Source organism: Streptomyces sp. NPDC041796, assembly GCF_055590785.1.
The window spans coordinates 329,537-349,767 of record NZ_JBVJAH010000004.1; the positions used below are offsets into that span (position 1 = coordinate 329,537).

Below are 20,231 nucleotides of genomic sequence, written 5' to 3' on the forward strand. Positions count from 1 at the left end.
GGGGCGCCCGGAGCCGCGAGAGCAACCGGAGGGCGAGCAGCCGGAGGGGCGGGTAACCAGCGGGCGAGCGGCCGGAGGGGCAAGCGACCGGAGGGCGAGCAACCGCTTCAGGGACCAAGAGCACCGGCCACGGCGTGCCGGAGGGGGATCAGGGGGATCATGAAGGCTCTGCTCGTGGAGGACGACTCAGAAGTCGCCGAGGCCCTGACGGAAGGGCTGCGGCGGCACGGATGGGACGTGGCCCACGTCGCGACCGGGACGTCGGCGCTCTCCTCGCCCGACACGTGCGACATCGTCCTTCTGGATCTCAACCTTCCGGACATGGACGGCCTCGAGGTCTGTCAACAACTCCGCGCACGGGTGGCGGTGCCCATCATCGCCGTCACCGCGCGCTCCGACGAGTTCAACAAGGTCCTGTGCCTCCGCCTCGGCGCCGACGACTACATCGTCAAGCCCTACCGGCTGCAGGAGTTACTCGCCCGGATGACGGCGGTGCTGCGCCGGCTGCGGCCACCGCAGCCCCCGGTGGAGCGGGAGGCGGAGCCGCCGAAGGAGCCTGAGCCGCAGGACGACCGTGTCATCACCCGTGCCGGGATGAGCATCGACCTGTGGCGCCGTGAGGTCGTCGTGGCCGGGAGGGTGGTGCCGCTCACGCGGAAGGAGTTCGAGCTGCTGACACTCCTCGCCCGTTCCCCGGGGCGGGTGTTCAGCCGCGATCACCTCCTGGAGAACGTGTGGGGCCAGCAGTGGATGAGCACCTCCCGGACCCTTGACGCCCACGTCTCCGCACTGCGGCGCAAGCTCGGGAACAGCCGGTGGATACGGACCGTGCGCGGTGTGGGCTTCAGCTTCGAGACGCAGAGCAGGCCGGAGGACCCGCCTCCGTGCGCCTGACGTACGTGATGGCGCTCGGCGCCCTGATCGGTGGCGTGTTGGCGGTGCTGCTGGCCACGACGGGCTGGCTGTACGCACAACACGTGGGCGAGCGCACGACGGCCTCCGTGGCCGACGCCGCCGTCGCGGCGCAGACCGGTCTGACGACCGCCTCCCGGGGCCCGGAAGCGGACGGCGGCCTGCCGGTACGGCTCGTCCGGCTCGCGCGGCAGGTGGACGCCGAGCTGTCCCTGCGCCTCCCCGACGGGACGGTGCGGACCTCCGCCCCCGACTCGTCCGACGTGCGCGACGCCTTCCGCGCGGTCCCCTCACCGCCGGACGGGCACAGGCCGGGGCTGCGGACGGCGCGGCTCCCGCTCCTGCCGTCGAACGGCCTGTGCGCCGCCGGGTGGTTGCCGCTCGAAGCGGGGGACGCCCGGCCGACGGTGCTGCTCGTGCGGCGGCCCTGTGCGGACGCCCGCAGCCACGTCCTGACGGCCTGGACGGGGCTGGCCGTACTGTGGCCCGTCACCCTTGTCGGCTGTCTCCACCCCGTACTGGCGCTGCGCCGGCGCTCGGTCCGCGACCTGCGTGTCATCCAGCGCACGGTGCGGGCGATCTCCGCGGGGGCCCACCACCTGCGCACCCCGCCCGGCTCCCGGGGACACGACCTGGACCTGCTGGCCGCCGACGTCAACCGCCTCGCCGCCGCCCTGCAGTGCGCGGCGGAGGAGCGGCACCACTTCCTGGCGGACGTGGCGCACCAGTTGCGCAACCCGCTGATCGCCCTTCGGCTGCGGATCGAGAACATCGCCGTGGAGCTGCCGGAATCGGCCGCCGGACGGCACGCCCGCCTGCTGGCCGACGTCGACCGCCTGGACCGGACGCTCACCGACATGCTGGAGCATGCGCGTGACCCGGCCGAGCTGAGCACCCAGGTCGTCGACGTGTGTGCCGTCGTCGAGGAGTGCGTGCGCGGGTGGGCCGCCGTCGCCGAACAGCGGGGCATCAGCATGCGCCTGGACCGGCCCCGGCACGCCCGGGCCCTCGCCCGTACGGGCGCTGTGGAGCAGGCCATGAACGTGCTGCTCGACAATGCCCTCAAGTACTCCCCGGAGGGCAGCGTCGTCCATATCGGCATCACCGTGGGCACCCTGCTGGAGATCCGCGTCCGGGACGAGGGACCGGGCATGTCGCGTGCCGAGCGGGAGGCGGCGCTGACACGCGGCTGGCGGGGCGGCGAGCAGTCGAGCCACGGCATCGGACTGTCCATCGCGGCGAAGCTCATCGCCACCTGCGGCGGGCGCCTGGAGCTGCTCGCGCCCTCGGGAAGCGGCCTGTGCGCCGTCCTGCGCCTGCCCAGCGTCGCGCACGGCGACGAGGCCGACCCCTCCCACGGGCCGACGCCCCGCGCCCCGTTGCCCTCCCCCTGAGCGAGGATCGCCGCCCTGCCAGGGCCCGACCTGTCCACCAGGTCGCCTAACCCCCATCGGAACGAGCGTCAAATGAGCGTCACGAGCGTCATTTCAGCGTCAAGATAGCGCCCGTAACGCCCACACCGCACATAATGCGCACGCACAAATACGCAGGTCAGGAGCCCTTCGCGGCCGGTTCGAGGATGGCGACGCACTCCACGTGATGCGTCATCGGGAACAGGTCGAACGCCCGCAGCGTCCGCACCCGGTAGCCCGCGTCCGCGAAGTACGCGATGTCCCGGGCCAGGGCGGCCGGGTCGCAGGCGACGTAGGCGATGCGGCGGGCGCCCAGACCCGCCAGGTGCTTGACCGTCTGCTTGCCGGCGCCCGCGCGGGGCGGGTCGAGGACGATGAGGTCGACCTCCGTGATGCCGGTGCGCGGGAGGGCCTGTTCGACCTTGCCCTGCTCGATGCGGACGCGCTCGAAGTGCTGGAGGTTGTGGCGGGCGTCCTCCACCGCGCGCTTGCCGGACTCGATGCCGAGGACCGCGCCCTTGTCGCCGACCCGGTCGGCGAGCGCGCCCGCGAAGAGGCCCGCGCCGCAGTAGAGGTCGAGGGCCGTGTCGCCCTTGCGGGGCAGGAGGCCCTGCATCACGGCGCGGACCAGGGTGTCGGCGGCCTTCGGGTGGACCTGCCAGAAGCCGCCGTTGCCGACGCGGTAGGTGCGGTCGTCGGCGCGCTCGCGGACGAAGGGGCGGCCGTGGACGCGGTGCACTCCCCCGTCCTCGGCGACCCGCAGCACCGAGACCGGCTTGTCGAGTTCGACGATCGGGAGGCGGGCTCCCGGGCGGGGGGTGAGGACGACCTGGCGGTCCTGCGAGCCGGTGGCGGCAATCGCGTCGACGGAGGCCATGCCCTCCCACGAGCGCTTCTCGATGCCCAGCTCCGTGACACCCGGTGCCGCGATCAGGCAACGGTCGATCGGCTGCACCTCGTGGGAGCGGTGCTTGCGCAGCCCCGCCCGACCGGAGGCGTCCACGGCGTACTGGACGCGCGTGCGCCAGGCCGGGACCTCGCCCGCCGGGACCTTGTCGCCCTCGGCCGGCATGACCGTGCCGTCCCAGCCGGCCTCCTCGGGGGTCAGCCCGGCGAGCCGCTTCAGCTGCTCGGCGACGACTTCGCCCTTGAGGCGCCGCTGGGCGCCGGGCTTGGCGTGCTGCCAGTCGCAGCCGCCGCACTTGCCGGGTCCGGCGTACAGGCAGGGCGCCTCGACCCGGTCCTTGGAGGCGTCGAGGACGCGGACGGCGTCGGCGCGCAGGAAACGCGAGTCCTCGTCCCCCTCCGTGACGCGCACGACGACCTTCTCGCCGGGCAGCGCGTGCCGGACGAACAGGACGCGGCCTCCGTCGGTACGGGCGATGCAGTGGCCGCCATGCGCGACGGGGCCGACCTCGACCTCGTACTCGACCCCGATGAGGGAGGACTCGGGTGCGTTCTGCATGAGGGGGTGACTCCAAGGGCTGAGGGGGGCTGCCAGGCGGCGGCAGCCCTCCAGTCTACGTGCCTGCGGAGTCAGCTCTTGGCCGTCGGTTCCTTGGGGCGCTCCACGGCCGGGCCGCGGCGGACCGAACCGGGGGCGTTCCACTCCTGGCGCTTCTTCGCCCGCTTCTTCGCCACCTCGGAGGACTGGAGCTGGTACGGGACCGAGGTCACCATCACTCCGGGGGTGAACAGCAGCCGCCCCTTGAGGCGCAGCGCGCTCTGGTTGTGGAGCAGGTGCTCGTACCAGTGGCCGACCACGTACTCGGGGATGATCACGCTGACCGCGTCACGGGGGCTCTCGCGCCGGATGTTCTTGACGTACTCGATGACGGGCCGGGTGACTTCCCGGTACGGGGAGTCGAGGATCTTCAGCGGCACGTTGATCCCGCGCCGCTCCCACTCGGCCTTGAGCGCCTTGGTCTCGGCCGGGTCGACGTTGATGCTGAGCGCCTCCAGCTTGTCGGAGCGCATCAGCTGGGCGTAGGCGAGGGCGCGCAGCGTGGGCCGGTGGAGCTTGGAGACCAGGACGATCGAGTGCACGCGGGAGGGCCGGACGGTGTCGTCGCTCGGCTCGTCGGGCGCGGCGATCTCCTCGGCGACCCGGTCGTAGTGCTTACGGATCGCGGTCATCGTCCCGTAGAAGATGACCATGCCGAGCAGGGCGACCCAGGCGCCGTGGGTGAACTTCGTGGCCAGGACGACGACCAGGACCAGGCCGGTGAAGAAGGCGCCGAAGGTGTTGATCGCGCGGGAGCGGATCATGCGGCGGCGGACGGCGGGGTCGCGTTCGGTCTTCAGGTGCCGGTTCCAGTGCCGCACCATGCCGGTCTGGCTGAGGGTGAAGGAGACGAACACGCCGACGATGTAGAGCTGGATCAGCCTGGTGGAGTCGGCCCCGTACAGCCACACGAGCAGCATAGCGGCGCCGGCGAGGAGCACGATGCCGTTGGAGAACGCGAGCCGGTCGCCGCGTGTGTGCAGCTGGCGCGGCAGGTAGCGGTCCTGGGCGAGGATCGAGCCGAGGAGCGGGAAGCCGTTGTACGCGGTGTTCGCGGCGAGGAACAGGACGAGCGCGGTGGCCGCGGCGAGCAGGATGAAGAAGAAGGTGCCGTCGCCGAAGACGGCGGCCGCGACCTGCGAGATCACCGGGTTCTGGACGTACTCCTCGCCGACCGGCACGCCGTCGCGGATCAGGTCGTGGGCGGGCTGCTCGGCCATCTTCACGTCGGTGGCCATGGCCAGGCCGATGATGCCGCAGAACATGGTGACGGCCAGGCCGCCCATCAGGGCCAGGGTGGTGGCGGCGTTCCTGCTCTTGGGCTTGCGGAAGGCGGGGACGCCGTTGCTGATCGCCTCGACGCCGGTGAGCGCGGCACAGCCGGAGGAGAAGGCGCGCAGGAGCAGGAAGACGAGTGCGAAACCCGCGAGGCCTTCGTGTTCGGGCCGGATCTCGAAGTCGGCGGTCGGGGCCTTCATCGTCTCGTCGAGGACGATTCCCTTGAACGCGCCCCACGCGATCATGATGAAGACACCGGCGACGAAGACATAGGTGGGAATCGCGAAGAGCTTCCCCGATTCCCTCACACCCCGGAGGTTCATGAGTGTGAGGAGCAGGATTATCGCTATGGCGGAGAAAACCTTGTGCTCGACGACGAACGGAATGGCCGAGCCGAGGTTCTCCACTCCGGAGGAGATGGAGACGGCCACGGTGAGCACGTAGTCGACGAGGAGCGCGCTGGCGACGGTCAGACCGGACTTGGGGCCGAGGTTGGTGTTGGCGACCTCGTAGTCCCCGCCGCCGCTGGGGTAGGCGCGGACGTTCTGCCGGTACGAGGCGACGACCGTGAACATGAGGACGACGACGGCGACCGCGATCCACGGGCTGAAGTGGTACGCCGACACACCCGCGATGGAGAGGACCAGCAGGACTTCTCCCGGCGCGTACGCCACCGAGGAAAGCGGGTCGGACGCGAAGACGGGGAGTGCGATGCGTTTGGGGAGGAGAGTTTCTCCCAGCCTGTCGCTGCGCAGCGCCCGGCCGATCAGGATCCGTTTGGGCACGTCGGTCAGTTTGGACACGCAGAGGATCGTAAGCGCTGGAAAAGGGCCCCGCCCACCCACCACCCCTGCTTCCCGCGGAAACTTGCGCTCCCTTAACGCGGACAGCACAGAAACGTGTGACGCGGGCCACCGGCGGTCTCGAAACCGGTACCGACGCCGGTGTCGAAACCGGTACCGACGCCGGTGTCGGGACGGGTGGCGACGTCGGTGTCGAGCGGGTGGTGACGTCGGTGCCGACGCCCATGGGTTACGGCGGCAACCGAGCGGACGACTGCCGCGTCCTTAGCGTGGGTTCCGTCCCGGTGAGTGGCTCAAAGACGCTGCCGACGCGTCGGCCGCCCTCGGATGAGGGCAACAGCGCGGCGGCGGCATAAGCTCATCATCAGGCAACACCGCACGCAGGCTGAGAGAGAAGAGTGAGCAGGGTGTTTTCGCAGGTCAGCAAGATGACCAGGAGTGCGGGGTAAGCGGACGTGCACATCGTCATCATGGGCTGCGGGCGAGTGGGAGCCGCACTCGCGCAGACCCTGGAACAGCAGGGCCACACGGTCGCCGTCGTCGACCAGGACCCGACGGCTTTCCGACGTCTCGGTTCCGGCTTCGGCGGGCGGCGCGTCACCGGAGTCGGCTTCGACCAGGACACCCTGCGTGAGGCGGGGATCGAGGAGGCCGGGGCGTTCGCCGCGGTGAGCAGCGGCGACAACTCCAACATCATCGCGGCGCGGGTCGCCCGCGAGATGTTCGGCATCGAGAACGTCGCCGCCCGTATCTACGACCCCCGGCGCGCCGAGGTGTACCAGCGCCTGGGGATCCCGACGGTCGCCACCGTGCGCTGGACCGCCGACCAGATGCTGCGGCGGCTGCTGCCGTCGGGTGCCGAACCGCTGTGGCGGGACCCGAGCGGCGCCGTCCAGCTCGCCGAGGTGCACACGTCCCCGTCGTGGATCGGGCACAAGATCAGCAGGCTGCAGGAGGAGACCGGCGTACGCGTCGCCTTCCTCACCCGGCTGGGCGAGGCGGTCCTGCCGACGTCGCAGACGGTGCTGCAGGAGGGCGACCTGGTGCACGTGATGATGCGGACGGACGAGATCGAGAAGGTCGAGGCGGCGTTCGCCGAAGGCCCTGAGGAGGGCGGTCACTGATGCGGGTCGCTATTGCGGGCGCCGGCGCGGTGGGCCGTTCCATCGCGGGCGAGCTGCTGGAGAACGGGCACGAGGTGCTCCTCATCGACAAGGCCCCCACCGCGATCTCGGTGGAGCGCGTGCCGCAGGCGGAGTGGCTGCTGGCCGACGCCTGTGAGATCACCTCGCTGGACGAGGCCGCGCTGCAGCGCTGCAACGTCGTCATCGCGGCGACCGGCGACGACAAGGTGAACCTCGTCGTCTCGCTGCTCGCCAAGACCGAGTACGGGGTGCCCCGGGTCGTCGCCCGGGTGAACAACCCGAAGAACGAGTGGCTGTTCAACGAGTCCTGGGGCGTCGACGTCGCGGTCTCCACGCCGCGCCTGATGTCGGCGCTCGTGGAGGAGGCGGTGAGCGTCGGCGACCTGGTCCGGCTGCTGCGCTTCAGCCACGGCGACGCGAACCTCGTCGAGCTGACGCTCCCGCCGGAGTCGGCGGTCGCCGGTACGTCGGTGGGCGACGTGGAGTGGCCGCAGGACACCTCGCTGGTGACGATCATCCGCGGCTCTCGCGTCCTGACGCCCGGCCCGGAGGAAACCCTGGAGGCCGGCGACGAGCTGCTCTTCGTCGCCGCCCAGGCCCGCGAGGAGCAGCTGGAGGACCTGCTCTCCGTGCGCCGCGAGGACGCCTCCGGCTGAGGCGTCGTCCACTCTGCTCGACGAGGGGCTCGGGACCGCTACTGATCCTGAGCCCCTCGTCGTACGTCGAGCATCCCCCGTGCCGACGCGGTGGACGCGGCGGCGCGGCGGCCCCGGCGGTCCGGGGTTCCTGCCCGCGGGAGGCGTCGTGGGGCGCTCCGTGCCACTGCCCGGACAGTGCACCGACACGCCACCGCCGTGCGCGGAGAAGCCCCGGCGGTACCCGGCGGCGGCGCGGGCGTCAGACGTCGCCGTGGTGGGGGTGGGGCTGAGCGGCCTGGGACGCGGCGGCGGCCTTGCGTTCCTTCTCGGCGCGCTCCTCCGCCTCCATCTCCGCAAACACGTCGATCGGCGGCGGGGCCTTCGCCAGGAACAGCCACGTCAGGTACACCGCGAGCAGGAACGGCGGGATCTTCAGGGTGACCAGCACCCACCCGAGCTGGGTGGTGTCCGCCCACCAGTACAGCGGGAAGAGGATCGCGCACTTGGCGAGCAGGATGAGGCCCCAGGCCCAGCTCGCCTTGGCGTACGCCTTCTTCCGGCCGGGGTTGCGGGTGCGCCAGGAGAGGTTCTCCTTGAAGACCGGGCCGAGGATCAGGCCGATCAGCGGGACGCCCGCCAGCGTGGTGACGATGTACGCGACGCCCAGGCCCAGCGTGTAGAGCATGCCCGGCAGGTAGAAGTCCTTGGCGTTGCCGGTCATCATCGCGAAGACCACGCCGAAGGCGACGCCGAAGACGCCGCTGAAGGCGTGCTTCACGGTGTCGCGGCGGATCAGGCGGACCGCGACGAGCAGCAGGGACACGCCCAGCGCCGCGATGGCCGACAGGTGCAGGTCCTTGTTGATCGTGTAGATCGTGACGAAGAGCAGGCCGGGGAGGACTGTCTCCACCATGCCGCGCACGCCGCCGAAGGCTTCGAACAGGGCCGCTTCGGTCGCGGCCTTCGAGTCGTGGGAGCCCTGGGGGTCGGCGCCCCGGGTGGCGTCCTGGTCGGTGGTGGTCGGCTTGTCGAGTGACGTCACCGGCTACTCCTGTCCGAGCGGTCGGAGTTCGTATTTGGGATTGAAGAGGACCCTGCGGCCGTGGCTCATGGAGATCCGGCCGGAGGCGATGAGCTTGCGGCCCGGTTCTATGCCCACGATGGAGCGCCGGCCCAGCCACACCACGTCCAGCGGGGCGGACCCGTCGAAGAGCTCCGCCTCCAGCGCGGGCACACCGGCCCGAGGGCGCAGGGTGACCGTCCGCAAGGTACCAGTCACCTTGACGATCTGCCGGTCGTCGCAGTCCGAGATACGGATGCACCCCGAAGCCTGCGTGTCCTCCCGCAGCTCCTCCGACTCGAGGTCCCCCTGGGAGCTGGACAGCCGGTCGAGCATCCGGCGGAAGCGGCCGGCCTGCTTCTCGGTTCGCGGTGCTGCACTCATACAGAAAGCGTACCGGCCCCCACTACCGGGGGAATCAGCGCTCGAACCGGTATCCCATGCCGGGTTCGGTGATGAAGTGCCGGGGGTGCGAGGGGTCCGCCTCCAGCTTCCGGCGCAGCTGGGCCATGTAGACCCGCAGGTAGTTGGTCTCGGTGCCGTACGACGGTCCCCACACCTCCTGGAGCAGCTGCTTCTGGCTGACGAGCCGGCCGCGGTTGCGGACGAGCACCTCCAGCAGGTGCCACTCCGTGGGCGTCAACCGGACGTCCCGTCCGTCGCGCTGGACCTTCTTCGCCGCGAGGTCGACCGTGAAGCCGGCGGTCTCGACCACGACCGTGCCGTCGTCGCCGCCGCCCACGGGTTCGGCCCGGCGCACGGCGGCGCGCAGCCGTGCGAGCAGCTCGTCCATGCCGAAGGGCTTGGTGACGTAGTCGTCGGCGCCGGCGTCCAGCGCCTCGACCTTCTCGTCGGAGGTCTGGCGGGCGGAGAGCACCAGGATCGGTACGCGGGTCCAGCCGCGCAGGCCCTTGATCACCTCGACGCCGTCCATGTCGGGCAGGCCGAGGTCGAGGATGACGACGTCGGGGTGGCGCCCGGCGGCCAGTTCGAGCGCGGTGGCGCCATCGGGGGCGGCGTCCACCTCGTACTTCCGCGCCTTCAGGTTGATCACGAGGGCACGTACGATCTGCGGCTCGTCGTCGACCACGAGCACCCGCGTCATGAGGGGCCTGCTTTCTCCAGCGAGGGGGCTTGGGGGGCGGTGGGAGGGATGGCGGGGGCGGCCGGGGTGGCCGCCTTGAGGGTGAGGACCATGGTCAGGCCGCCGCCGGGGGTGTCCTCGGCCGTGATGGTGCCGCCCATCGCCTCGACGAAACCGCGCGCGACAGCGAGGCCGAGGCCCACTCCGGCGCCGCGCGGGGCGTCGCCGTAGCGCTGGAAGGGGGCGAAGATGCGGTCCTTGGCCTCGTCGGGCACGCCGGTGCCGCGGTCCACGACGCGCAGCTCGACGCGGTCGGCCATGGCGCTGGCCGACACCAGGACGGGTGCGGCGGCGCTGTACTTGACGGCGTTCTCGACGACGTTGGCGACGGCCCGCTCCAGCAGGCCCTTGTCGACCTCCACCATCGGCAGACTCTCGGGGATGTCCAGCTCGGCGCTGCCGTCGGGCACCCCGCCGAGCGCCATGGGGACGACCTCGTCGAGGTCGATGGCGCGGATGAGCGGCGTGACCGTGCCGGTCTGGAGGCGGGACATGTCGAGGAGGTTGCCGACCAGGTGGTCGAGCCGGTCCGCGCCCGCCTCGATGCCTTCCAGGAGCTCGGCGCGGTCCTCCTCGGACCATTCGACGTCGTCGGACCGCAGGGACGACACCGCCGCCTTGATGCCCGCGAGGGGGGTGCGGAGGTCGTGGCTGACGGCCGCCAGCAGTGACGTACGGATCTTGTTGCCCTCGGCGAGTTTGCGGGCCTCCTCGGCCTCGCCGACCAGCCGCTGCCGGTCCAGTACGACGGCGGCCTGGGCGGCGAAGGCGCCCAGTACGCGGCGGTCCTCGGCGGGCAGGACCCGGCCCGACAGGGCGAGCGCCATGTGGTCGCCGACGGGCATGTCGACGTCCGCGTCCTCCGGGCGCGCCACCGGCCGGCGGCCGACGCTGCCCGCGCGCGTCCACGGCTCGACGTCGTTCTCCCTTTCCAGGAGCGCCACCGATTCCATGGAGAACGTCTCGCGGACCCGTTCCAGCAGGGCGTCGAGGGCGGTCTCCCCCCGCAGCACGCTGCCCGCGAGGAAGGACAGCACCTCGGACTCGGCCCGCAGCCGGGCGGCCTGGTGGGTGCGGCGGGCGGCCAGGTCGACGACGGAGGCGACCGAGACGGCGACCCCGAAGAACACGGCGATCGCGACGATGTTCCGGGGGTCGGCGACGGTGAACCGGTACAGGGGCGGGGCGAAGAACCAGTTGAGCAGCAGGGAGCCGAAGGCGGCCGAGGCCAGGGACGGGACCAGGCCGCCGAGCAGTGCGGACGCCACGGTCAGCGACAGGAACAGCAGCATGTTGTTGGCGATGCCGAGGTCCGCGTCGATGTGGGTGAGCAGCAGGGTGAGCAGAGCGGGGCCGGCGACGCCGGTCGCCCAGCCCCAGAGGATCCGGGAGCGGCCGAGGCGGGCGCCGCGCGCGACGGGCAGGCCGCGGCCTCTGGCGACCTCCTCGTGGGTGACGATGTGGACGTCGAGGTCGGGGCCCGAGTCACGGGCCACGGTGGCGCCGACGCCGGGGCCGAACACGTACTGCCAGGTCTTGCGGCGGCTGGAGCCGAGCACGATCTGGGTGGCGTTGACGCCGCGCGCGAATTCCAGCAGCGCGGAGGGGATGTCGTCGCCGATGACGTGGTGGAAGGAGCCGCCGAGGTCCTCGACGAGGGTGCGCTGGACGGCCAGCTCCTTGGGGGAGGCGGAGGTCAGTCCGTCGCTGCGGGCGATGTAGACGGCGAGGATCTCGCTGCCGGATCCCTTGGCGGCCATGCGGGCGGCGCGGCGTATCAGGGTGCGGCCCTCGGGGCCGCCGGTGAGGCCGACGACGATCCGTTCGCGCGCCTGCCAGGTGGTGCGGATGTTGTGCTCGCCGCGGTACTGCTGGAGGTACTCGTCGACCCGGTCGGCGGTCCACAGCAGGGCGAGCTCGCGCAGTGCGGTGAGGTTGCCGGGGCGGAAGTAGTTCGAGAGGGCGGCGTCGACCTTGTCCGGCTTGTAGATGTTGCCGTGGGCCATGCGGCGGCGGAGCGCCTGGGGTGACATGTCGACCAGTTCGATCTGGTCGGCGCGCCGGACGACCTCGTCGGGCACGGTCTCCTGCTGGCGCACGCCGGTTATGGACTCGACGACGTCGCCGAGCGACTCCAGGTGCTGGATGTTGACGGTGGAGATGACGTCGATGCCGACGGCGAGCAGTTCCTCGACGTCCTGCCAGCGCTTGGCGTTGCGCGAGCCGGGCACGTTGGTGTGGGCGAGCTCGTCCACCAGGGCGACGGCGGGTCTGCGCTCCAGCACCGCGTCGACGTCCATCTCGGTGCAGGCCGTGCCCCGGTGCTCGATGGTGCGCCGCGGTATCTGTTCGAGGCCGTGCAGCATCGATTCCGTACGGGGGCGGTCGTGGTGCTCGACGAAGGCGACGGCGCAGTCGGTACCGCGCTCCACGCGGCGGTGCGCCTCGGAGAGCATGGCGTACGTCTTGCCGACGCCCGGTGCCGCACCGAGGTAGATCCGAAGCTTGCCGCGTCCCATGGCCCCATTGTCGTGATGGTTTTGTTCGACTGCTTGTGCGTAGACCTTACGGCCAGGGGCGGGGGCGAACCGGACGCGGAGGTCGGTTCCCGGGCGTCTTGACGGGATTCTGATGTGTGCGCGGCCAGGTGGCGGGAGCTGCGGCCCTGCCGCGGGGCCGGTGGTTCACCGCGGTCAGCCCGACGCTCGGCCGGCTCACCGCTCCGTCGGCTCACCGCTCGACCGGCTCACCGCTCGACCGGCTCACCGCTCGGTCGGCTCACCGCTCTATCAGCTCGCCGCTCGGCCGGCTCACCGCTCGGCCGGCTCACCGCTCGGCCGGCTCACCGCTCGGCCGGCTCACCGCTCGGTCGGCTCACCGCTCTATCAGCTCGCCGTCGCTCAGCTCCAGGACGCGGTCCGCCAGGCCCAGTAGCTGGGCGTCGTGCGTGGCGACGAGGGCGGTGACGCCCTCGCTGCGGACGACGGCACGCAGCAGTTCCATCACCGCGACGCCGGTCTCGGCGTCGAGCTGGCCGGTCGGCTCGTCGGCTATCAGCAGGGCCGGCTCGTTGGCCAGCGCGCGGGCTATCGCGACGCGCTGCTGCTGGCCGCCGGACAGCTCGCCGGGGCGCTGCGCCGCGTGGTCGGTGAGGCCGACGAGGGCGAGCAGCAGCTCGACGCGCTCGTCCCGCTCGCGCGGCTCGGTCTTGCGCAGCCGCAGCGGTACGCCGACGTTCTCGGCGGCCGTCAGGATCGGGATCAGTCCGAACGCCTGGAAGACGAATCCGATCCGGTCGCGGCGCAGCTCCAGCAACCCGTCCTCGCCGAGGTCGGCGAGGACGGTGCCGTCGACGGTGATCCGGCCCTGGTCGGGTGTGTCCAGGCCGCCGACGAGGTTGAGCAGGGTGGTCTTGCCGGAGCCGGAGCGGCCCTTGAGGGCGACCAGCTCGCCGTGCTGTATCTCGAAGGACACACCCCTCAGCGCGTGGACGGCAGCGGCTCCCGTCCCGTACGACCGGTGCACGTCCTCCACGCGCACCATCGGCGCCTGGGCCTCGGCGACCGCCGTGGCGACGGCTTCCCCACCGCGCCGCTCGGAACTGCGTTGCTCGGACATCCGTGCTCCCCCCGTCACTGTGCGCGTTCAGTATGTGGGGGCGTGGATCAGTGCGGCAACGCCTGTGGAAAACCGCCCGGAAAGCGCGGCGGGCCGCGCCCCGTCGTACGGGATACGGCCCACCATCGGTATGTCTTCGGCGACGGCTCAGCGGACCTCGGTGATCTCCGGGCCCCGCTGCAGGTGGCCCATGCCGCCGGAGAAGCGCGACGTCTCCTGGTCCTCCTGCTGTACGCCCTCGGGCACCATCTGTGCGTCGTTCGGCAGCTTCAGGACGATCGGGTCGCGCGGCGCCATCGGGCCCTCGCCGCGCACCACGACGGTGTCCCTGAAGATCTGCTCCAGCAGTCCGGCGGCCTCGGGCTGCACCGCGCCCTGTCCGGAGATGACCCCACGCAGGAACCAGCGGGGGCCGTCCACGCCGACGAAGCGCACCAGCTGCACGCCACCGGTGCCGTCCGGCAGCTTCACCGGGACCTGGGCCCGCAGCTCCCAGCCGAGCGGGCCCTCGACCTCGTCGATGACACCGCCCTGCTGGGTGATGCCGGAGGCGATCTCCTCGCGGACCTCGCCCCAGATGCCCTCTTTCTTGGGGGCGGCGAACGCCTGCAGCTGGATGGCGCTGTCGCGCAGCACCACCGTCGCCGCGACGATCGCGTCGCCCGCGACCTCCACGCGCAGTTCCATGCCCTCGACCCCGGGCACGAACATGCCACCCAGGTCCACCCGGCCCTCTTCGGGGCGGGAGACCTCGGAGACGTCCCAGGGACCGTCGGGCCGGGGTGCCGGCGGAAGGTTCACCCGGCGCGGCTCGTCGTCCGCGTCATCAGTGCCGACCTCGTCGACGACCTGCTCGGCCTCGCCCGCTGCGTCGGCAGCGGCACCGCTCTTCTTGCGACGTCCGAACACGTCACTGTCCTTCCCGGTCGGATACGACCGAAGCGTATCGATTCCCACCCGTCCAGCCCTCCGTGGCGGCATGACCGCCGGTGGACCCGAAGCCCCCCTCGGCCCGCGCCGAGCCGGGAAGCTCCGCCACCTCGTGGAAGCGGACCTTCTCGACTTGCTGAACGACCAGTTGGGCGATCCGGTCGAACCGTTCGAACCGCACGCTCTCACGCGGGTCCAGGTTGACCACGATCACCTTGATCTCCCCACGGTACCCGGCATCCACCGTCCCTGGGGCATTCACGAGGGCCACTCCGCACCGAGCTGCGAGCCCCGAACGCGGGTGCACGAAGGCGGCGTACCCGTCGGGCAGCGCGATGGACACCCCGGTGGGCAGGATCGCGCGCTCGCCGGGGGCCAGTTCGGCGGCCTCGGTGGTGACGAGATCGGCGCCCGCGTCCCCCGGGTGCCCGTACGACGGAATCGGCACCTCCGGGTCCACGCGGCGGATCAGGACGTCGACAGGGTTACGCATCAGGGGTTCACCTCGAAGGCGCGGGAGCGCCGGACCTGGTCCGGGTCGGCCATCGCCGCCCGGATCTCCTCCGGGCGGCCGTTGTCGATGAAGTGATCGACCTTGACCTCGATGAAGAGGGCGTCGGCTCGGACCGCCACGGGCCCCTCGGGGCCGCCGATCCGGCCGGTCGCCGTGGAGTAGATCTTCCGGCCGTGCACGGCGGTGACCTCGGCCTGGAGGTGCAGCACCGTACCGACGGGCACCGGGCGCACGAAGTCGGTCTCCAGCCGGCCGGTCACCGCGATGACCCGCAGCAGCCAGTTCAGCGAGCCGAGGGTCTCGTCGAGCGCGGTGGCGAGGATGCCGCCGTGCGCGAGGCCCGGAGCGCCCTGGTGGTCGGTCGTCACGGTGAACTCGGCGGTGACCGTGACGCCCTCGCCGGCCCTGGCCGCCAGGTGCAGCCCGTGGGGCTGGCCGCCGCCGCAGCCGAAGCAGTGCGCGTAGTGGGCGCCCAGGAGCTCACCCGGGACGGGCGCGTCGGGGTGCCGTACCGGCGGTATGGCGTCGGCCGGGGGCGTCAGTGCAGTGCTCACAGCGGGAGACCTTACCCGCGAGGCGGACCACCGGTCGCGCCGTGCCAAGCTTGGGTGTATGCAGCCTTCCGCAGCGGCTTCCGTCCCGGCCTCCGCCCCGCAGTACGACGAACGTCTCACCGCCCCCGGCTCCTGGTGGCTGTTGGCCGCCCTGCTGGGTGTCTCGGGCGGGTTGATCATGCTGCCGCTGGGCACGCTGCCGATGCTCGGCGGTCTGATCCTCGCGGGCGCGCTCGCCTCGATGGCGGTCAGTTCGTACGGCTCGGCCCGCGTCCGCGTGGTGGCGGGCTCGCTGGTCGCGGGGGACGCCCGGATCCCGGTGTCGGCGCTGGGCGAGCCCGAGGTGCTGGACGCCGAGGAGGCGCGCGCCTGGAGGACGTACAAGGCGGACACGCGCGCGTTCATGCTGATGCGCGGCTACATCCCGGCGGCGGTGCGCGTCGAGGTCACGGACCCGGCGGATCCGACGCCGTACGTGTACCTGTCCAGCCGCGACCCGGAGGCCCTGGCGGCGGCGCTGACCGCCGTACGGGCGCAGGCCTGAGGGTCGGGCCGAGGGCTCCCGGAGGGCGCTAGAAGCCGATCTCCTTGGGGTTTTCCGGCTGCTCCAGCGGGGGCAGTCCGGCAAGCGCGTCCCAGGGCACCTGACGGCGGCGGAGGTCCTCGCGGATGCGCTCGGCCAGCTTCTTGGTGTCACGCCGGTTCATGACGGCGCCGACGGCCGCTCCGACCATGAACGGCATCAGGTTCGGCAGATTGCGCACCATGCGCTTCATGATCTGCTGGCGCAGTTCGCGCTTCATACGGCCGCCGAGGGCGGCGTTGACGGTGGCGGGTTTGGTGACGTCGATACCACGCTCCTCCGTCCAGGAGGTCAGGTAGGCCGTCGCCCGCTCTCTGAGGTTGCCCGGGGGTCGCTGACCGTAGACCTCGTGGAGCTCGGCGATCAGCTTCAGCTCGATCGCCGCGACGCCCGTGATCTCGGCGGCCATCTCGGCCGGCATCGCGGGCGGTACGGGCAGCATGGCGGCCGCGCCGACGCCGGCGCCCACCGTGGAGGTGGCATTGGCCGCGCCCGCGATCAGCTTGTCCGCGAGCTGCTCCGGTGTATGGCCCGGGAACTGCCTGCGCAATGTGGCCAGGTCCCGGACGGGAACGCGCGGGGCGTTCTCGATGAGCCGGTCGGCGAGGTGGGCGATGCCCGCCCTGGCGCCTTCGCGGCTCTTGCGTACGCCACGCCTGACGGCGTCGAGGGGCCGTGTCTTGGCGGGCGTACCGGTCGAAGTGGTCTGGTCGGCCGGCGCCCCCGCCCTTCCGGCCGCCTCGAGCGAGGCCGAGGGGCCTCGCTCGTCGTCACGCGCGCCGGGGGAGGGCAGGAGGGCGGAGTGCTCGGCGGGCGCGTCCTGTGCGCCTGGTGCCGGGCCTGTACCGCCCTGGTACGCCTCCGGCATCCCAGGGAGCCGGAAGCGTCGCTTCCGAGACGGGGTGTCGCCTGCCACGACCGGCGGACCTCAGTCGCAGTCTCGGCAGATCGGCTGACCGTTCTTCTCGCGGGCCAGCTGGCTGCGGTGGTGGACCAGGAAGCAGCTCATGCAGGTGAACTCGTCCGCCTGCTTGGGCAGCACCCGGACGGCCAGCTCCTCGTTCGAGAGGTCCGCGCCGGGCAGCTCCAGACCCTCCGCCGCCTCGAATTCGTCGACGTCGACGGTCGAGGTCGACTTGTCGTTGCGCCGGGCCTTCAGCTCTTCAAGGCTGTCCGAGTCGACGTCGTCGTCGGTCTTGCGTGGGGTGTCGTAATCCGTTGCCATGTCGCTCTCCCCCTCTGGGTGGTTGCGGTGTCTCCAGCGCACGTAACGCGTGAGAGGCCGGACTTGTGCCCGACCTGAGGCGGAGATTTTGCCTCACATCAAGGTCTGTTACTCAATCGACACCCAACCGGACCCCTCGAGAGCGATCGGGTTTGGATGGCGAACGGGACCGTACACGGTCCGGAAGCCGCGCCCGTTGGGCGCCACCCCGTGTACTTCCCGTGATCCCACCCCCCGGAAACCCGGACTTTTCCCGGTTTTCCGGCGGAATTCTTGATCACGGAGAGTAGATGGCCGGATAGGGTCCCTTGTGATCGATCACACACGGAAGTCCTGTGAATGGGTCACGAAAATTCCGCGTAAAGCGAACACCATGGACGGCTCGACCGGCGTGTCACGCCGGAAGCGTGACGCGCATGACGAGGCCGCCGCCCTCGCGGGGCTCCGCGATGATACGGCCCCCGTGAGCCCGCGCGACCGACCGGGCGATGGAAAGCCCCAGTCCGACGCCCTTGTCGCTGCCGGTGCGCTCCTGCCGGAGCCGCCGGAACGGTTCGAAGAGATTGTCGATCTCGTACGCCGGAACGACCGGTCCCGTGTTCGCCACCACGAGCACCGCCTGGCCCGGCCGCATGTCGGTGGTCACCTCCACCCAGCCCTCGTCCACGTTGTAGCGCACGGCATTCTGCACCAGGTTCAGGGCGATCCGCTCCAGCAGGACGCCATTGCCCTGAACGACGGCGGGGGCCCGCTCTCCGCGGATCTCCACACCCTTCGCCTCCGCCTCGGCCCGGGTCTGGTCGATGGCGCGCGAGGCGACCTCCGCCAGGTCCACGGGCTTGCGCTCCACGATCTCGTTGTCGCTGCGGGCCAGCAGCAGCAGTCCCTCCACGAGCTGCTCGCTGCGCTCGTTGGTCGACAGCAGCGTCTTGCCGAGCTGCTGGAGCTCCACGGGCGCCCCCGGGTCCGACAGGTGCACCTCCAGCAGGGTGCGGTTGATCGCCAGGGGTGTCCGCAGCTCGTGCGAGGCGTTGGCGACGAACCGCTGCTGGGCGGTGAACGCCCGCTCCAGCCGGTCCAGCATGTCGTCGAAGGTGTCCGCCAGCTCCTTGAGCTCGTCGTCCGGGCCGTCCAGCTCGATCCGGCGGGAGAGGTCCGTGCCGGCCACATTGCGGGCGGTACGGGTGATCCGGCCCAGCGGGGAGAGGACGCGGCCCGCCATGGCGTAACCGAAGGCGAAGGCGATGACGCTCAGCCCCAGGAGGGCGAACAGCGAACGGCGCAGCAGGTCGTCGAGGGCGTGCTGACGCTGCTCGTTGACGCAGGCGTTCATCGCCCGGTTGAACTCGTCGGGTCCGGCCTCCACCGGGAAGTTGCAGACGTTGCTCGTCACCTGGCCATTGACGATCTTGAACGGGAGTTCGCTGCCGATGTGCAGGGCCTGGGCCGCCAGCAGGTAGATGATCGACAGCAGCAGGATGCCCGCGATCAGGAACATCCCGCCGTAGAGCAGCGTGAGCCGTATGCGGATCGTCGGACGCAGCCACGGGCGGACGGGCTCCCTGGGGTCCCAGGTCGGCTTCGGGGGCGCCTGTGGGGGCGCGGGGGTGGCGGCCACGGGCTCAGATCCGGTAACCGGAGCCGGGCACGGTGACGATCACCGGCGGTTCGCCCAGCTTGCGACGGAGAGTCATCACCGTGACCCGTACGACATTGGTGAAGGGGTCGGTGTTCTCGTCCCAGGCCTTCTCCAGCAGCTGCTCCGCCGACACGACCGCTCCCTCGCTGCGCATCAGGACCTCCAGGACGGCGAACTCCTTCGGCGCCAGCTGGATCTCCTTGCCGTCCCGGAACACCTCGCGCCGGTTGGGGTCGAGCTTGATCCCGGCCCGCTCCAGGACGGGCGGCAGCGGAACCGTCGTACGCCGGCCGAGCGCGCGCACCCGGGCGGTGAGCTCACTGAACGCGAAGGGCTTGGGCAGGTAGTCGTCGGCGCCGATCTCCAGGCCCTCCACGCGGTCGCTGACGTCGCCCGACGCGGTGAGCATCAGGACGCGGGTGGGCATGCCCAGGTCGACGATCTTGCGGCAGACGTCGTCCCCGTGGACGAGAGGCAGGTCGCGGTCGAGGACGACCACGTCGTAGTCGTTGACCCCGATGCGCTCCAGGGCGGCCGCCCCGTCGTACACGACGTCGACTGCCATGGCCTCCCGGCGCAGTCCGGTGGCCACCGCATCGGCGAGCAGCTGCTCGTCCTCGACGACGAGTACGCGCACGGCGCTGTTCCTTCCTCCGAGCCCGGTTCCGGGCAGGTCTGTCGCACTGACTGTGCGTATCCATCCTGCCCCTTACGCGCGTAAACCGGCTGTAAGGCGACCTGCACCCCCCATGGGACGGCCCGGTACTCCCGTGAAGCGATACGGGAATCAACCGAATTCACCAAGGAGTTGAGGTTTCCGTGAGGAACGGTCTGGGGAGGACGACTGCACACCCGAGATCACGCCCCGTATGTGGCGCGCCACAAATCGCTCTGTCCCCCAGAAGTGCAGTGCGTGATCGACCGACAACCCTCGGCACACCCCCGTGCCACCGACCCATGACGAGGGGGCGCACGATGGACGCTTTCACCGCAGGACTGCTGCAGCGCATAAGGGCCACGGAGACCGACCTCACGCGGGCTCGCGAGACGGGAGACGACTTCCTGGCCGACGTCGAGCAGGCGGAGCTCGACGACCTGCACCGCCTCGCGGCGGAACACGGCGTGGAGATCACCACCGCGAACGCCTGACTCGTACGGCACGTGGGCCCGGGGGGGGGGGCGCACGTCCCCCGTGGGGGAGGGGGGTGGCGCTTTCGCCCTTGCATTGGAGTCGCCCGTCCCATTCTCCTCCGGGGGCGGTAGCAGCCGAGA

General features: G+C 71.1%; 20 protein-coding genes. 6 read left to right on the forward strand and 14 right to left on the reverse strand.

Annotated elements, in window-relative coordinates; all coding sequences use genetic code 11:
* Window positions 1–159 precede the first annotated feature (159 nt).
* Both ACZ6C1_RS10030 and ACZ6C1_RS10035 read left to right on the forward strand, forming a co-directional pair.
* Entirely contained in the window at window positions 160–894 is a 735-nt protein-coding gene (locus ACZ6C1_RS10030) for a response regulator transcription factor (RefSeq protein WP_469239611.1), read from the forward strand.
* On the forward strand, window positions 885–2,306 hold the full coding sequence (locus tag ACZ6C1_RS10035) for a sensor histidine kinase (protein WP_469239613.1): 1,422 nt from the start codon (window positions 885–887) through the stop codon (window positions 2,304–2,306). The genes ACZ6C1_RS10030 and ACZ6C1_RS10035 overlap by 10 nt, the downstream gene beginning before the upstream one ends.
* A gap of 157 nt (window positions 2,307–2,463) precedes the next feature.
* Here ACZ6C1_RS10035 and ACZ6C1_RS10040 read toward each other — a convergent pair whose 3' ends face one another.
* A complete protein-coding gene (locus ACZ6C1_RS10040) occupies window positions 2,464–3,789 on the reverse strand; it encodes a class I SAM-dependent RNA methyltransferase (RefSeq protein ID WP_469239615.1) in 1,326 nt (441 codons plus the stop codon).
* A 71-nt stretch (window positions 3,790–3,860) separates the two neighbouring features.
* Window positions 3,861–5,909, reverse strand: a complete 2,049-nt coding sequence (locus ACZ6C1_RS10045) for an APC family permease (RefSeq protein WP_469239617.1) — start codon at window positions 5,907–5,909, stop codon at window positions 3,861–3,863.
* A gap of 455 nt (window positions 5,910–6,364) precedes the next feature.
* Between ACZ6C1_RS10045 and ACZ6C1_RS10050 the strand changes: the two genes are divergently transcribed.
* Together ACZ6C1_RS10050 and ACZ6C1_RS10055 are read left to right on the forward strand one after the other, a co-directional pair.
* Window positions 6,365–7,033 carry a potassium channel family protein gene (locus ACZ6C1_RS10050; protein ID WP_469239619.1) on the forward strand — a complete coding sequence of 223 codons (669 nt, stop codon included), beginning with the start codon at window positions 6,365–6,367 and terminating at the stop codon, window positions 7,031–7,033.
* Window positions 7,033–7,710, forward strand: a complete 678-nt coding sequence (locus ACZ6C1_RS10055; RefSeq protein ID WP_469239621.1) for a potassium channel family protein — start codon at window positions 7,033–7,035, stop codon at window positions 7,708–7,710. Before ACZ6C1_RS10050 ends, ACZ6C1_RS10055 begins: the two co-directional genes overlap by 1 nt.
* A 241-nt stretch (window positions 7,711–7,951) precedes the next feature.
* Here the strand turns inward: ACZ6C1_RS10055 and ACZ6C1_RS10060 are convergent, their stop codons facing one another.
* The 8 genes from ACZ6C1_RS10060 to ACZ6C1_RS10095 all read right to left on the reverse strand — a co-directional run bounded on the left by ACZ6C1_RS10060 (window position 7,952) and on the right by ACZ6C1_RS10095 (window position 15,512).
* Window positions 7,952–8,734 (reverse strand): DUF3159 domain-containing protein, encoded by a 783-nt coding sequence (locus ACZ6C1_RS10060; RefSeq protein ID WP_469239623.1) that lies wholly within the window; start codon window positions 8,732–8,734, stop codon window positions 7,952–7,954.
* Between the two features lie 3 nt (window positions 8,735–8,737).
* Entirely contained in the window at window positions 8,738–9,136 is a 399-nt protein-coding gene (locus ACZ6C1_RS10065) for an OB-fold nucleic acid binding domain-containing protein (RefSeq protein ID WP_469239625.1), read from the reverse strand.
* A gap of 34 nt (window positions 9,137–9,170) precedes the next feature.
* Window positions 9,171–9,857, reverse strand: a complete 687-nt coding sequence (locus tag ACZ6C1_RS10070; protein ID WP_469239626.1) for a response regulator — start codon at window positions 9,855–9,857, stop codon at window positions 9,171–9,173.
* On the reverse strand, window positions 9,854–12,415 hold the full coding sequence (locus ACZ6C1_RS10075) for a DUF4118 domain-containing protein (RefSeq protein WP_469239627.1): 2,562 nt from the start codon (window positions 12,413–12,415) through the stop codon (window positions 9,854–9,856). Before ACZ6C1_RS10075 ends, ACZ6C1_RS10070 begins: the two co-directional genes overlap by 4 nt.
* 355 nt (window positions 12,416–12,770) lie before the next feature.
* A complete protein-coding gene (locus tag ACZ6C1_RS10080; RefSeq protein ID WP_469239869.1) occupies window positions 12,771–13,439 on the reverse strand; it encodes an ABC transporter ATP-binding protein in 669 nt (222 codons plus the stop codon).
* 222 nt (window positions 13,440–13,661) lie between these two features.
* Window positions 13,662–14,423: a DUF3710 domain-containing protein gene (locus ACZ6C1_RS10085; protein WP_469239629.1), complete on the reverse strand. Its 762-nt coding sequence runs from the start codon at window positions 14,421–14,423 to the stop codon at window positions 13,662–13,664.
* A 1-nt stretch (window position 14,424) separates the two neighbouring features.
* Window positions 14,425–14,937, reverse strand: coding sequence for a dUTP diphosphatase (gene dut, locus ACZ6C1_RS10090; protein ID WP_073755384.1), 513 nt, complete (start codon window positions 14,935–14,937; stop codon window positions 14,425–14,427).
* Window positions 14,937–15,512, reverse strand: coding sequence for a PaaI family thioesterase (locus ACZ6C1_RS10095; RefSeq protein WP_469239631.1), 576 nt, complete (start codon window positions 15,510–15,512; stop codon window positions 14,937–14,939). The genes dut and ACZ6C1_RS10095 overlap by 1 nt, the downstream gene beginning before the upstream one ends.
* A gap of 58 nt (window positions 15,513–15,570) precedes the next feature.
* Between ACZ6C1_RS10095 and ACZ6C1_RS10100 the strand changes: the two genes are divergently transcribed.
* Window positions 15,571–16,056 carry a DUF3093 domain-containing protein gene (locus ACZ6C1_RS10100; protein WP_469239633.1) on the forward strand — a complete coding sequence of 162 codons (486 nt, stop codon included), beginning with the start codon at window positions 15,571–15,573 and terminating at the stop codon, window positions 16,054–16,056.
* Between the two features lie 28 nt (window positions 16,057–16,084).
* Here ACZ6C1_RS10100 and ACZ6C1_RS10105 read toward each other — a convergent pair whose 3' ends face one another.
* The 4 genes from ACZ6C1_RS10105 to ACZ6C1_RS10120 form a co-directional block, all read right to left on the reverse strand.
* Window positions 16,085–17,011, reverse strand: coding sequence for a hypothetical protein (locus tag ACZ6C1_RS10105; RefSeq protein WP_469239635.1), 927 nt, complete (start codon window positions 17,009–17,011; stop codon window positions 16,085–16,087).
* 12 nt (window positions 17,012–17,023) lie between these two features.
* Window positions 17,024–17,320 (reverse strand): DUF4193 domain-containing protein, encoded by a 297-nt coding sequence (locus ACZ6C1_RS10110; protein ID WP_003955561.1) that lies wholly within the window; start codon window positions 17,318–17,320, stop codon window positions 17,024–17,026.
* A 394-nt stretch (window positions 17,321–17,714) separates the two neighbouring features.
* Window positions 17,715–18,938 carry a sensor histidine kinase gene (locus tag ACZ6C1_RS10115; protein ID WP_469239637.1) on the reverse strand — a complete coding sequence of 408 codons (1,224 nt, stop codon included), beginning with the start codon at window positions 18,936–18,938 and terminating at the stop codon, window positions 17,715–17,717.
* A 4-nt stretch (window positions 18,939–18,942) separates the two neighbouring features.
* The gene (locus tag ACZ6C1_RS10120; RefSeq protein ID WP_073755389.1) at window positions 18,943–19,596 is read right to left on the reverse strand and encodes a response regulator transcription factor; all 654 of its coding nucleotides are present in this window, start codon (window positions 19,594–19,596) and stop codon (window positions 18,943–18,945) included.
* Window positions 19,597–19,934: 338 nt separating this feature from the next.
* On the opposite strand from ACZ6C1_RS10120, the gene ACZ6C1_RS10125 reads away from it, so the two are divergent.
* Complete coding sequence (locus ACZ6C1_RS10125) at window positions 19,935–20,108, forward strand: hypothetical protein (protein ID WP_366129735.1); 174 nt, start codon at window positions 19,935–19,937, stop codon at window positions 20,106–20,108.
* The last annotated feature ends 123 nt before the right edge of the window (window positions 20,109–20,231 follow it).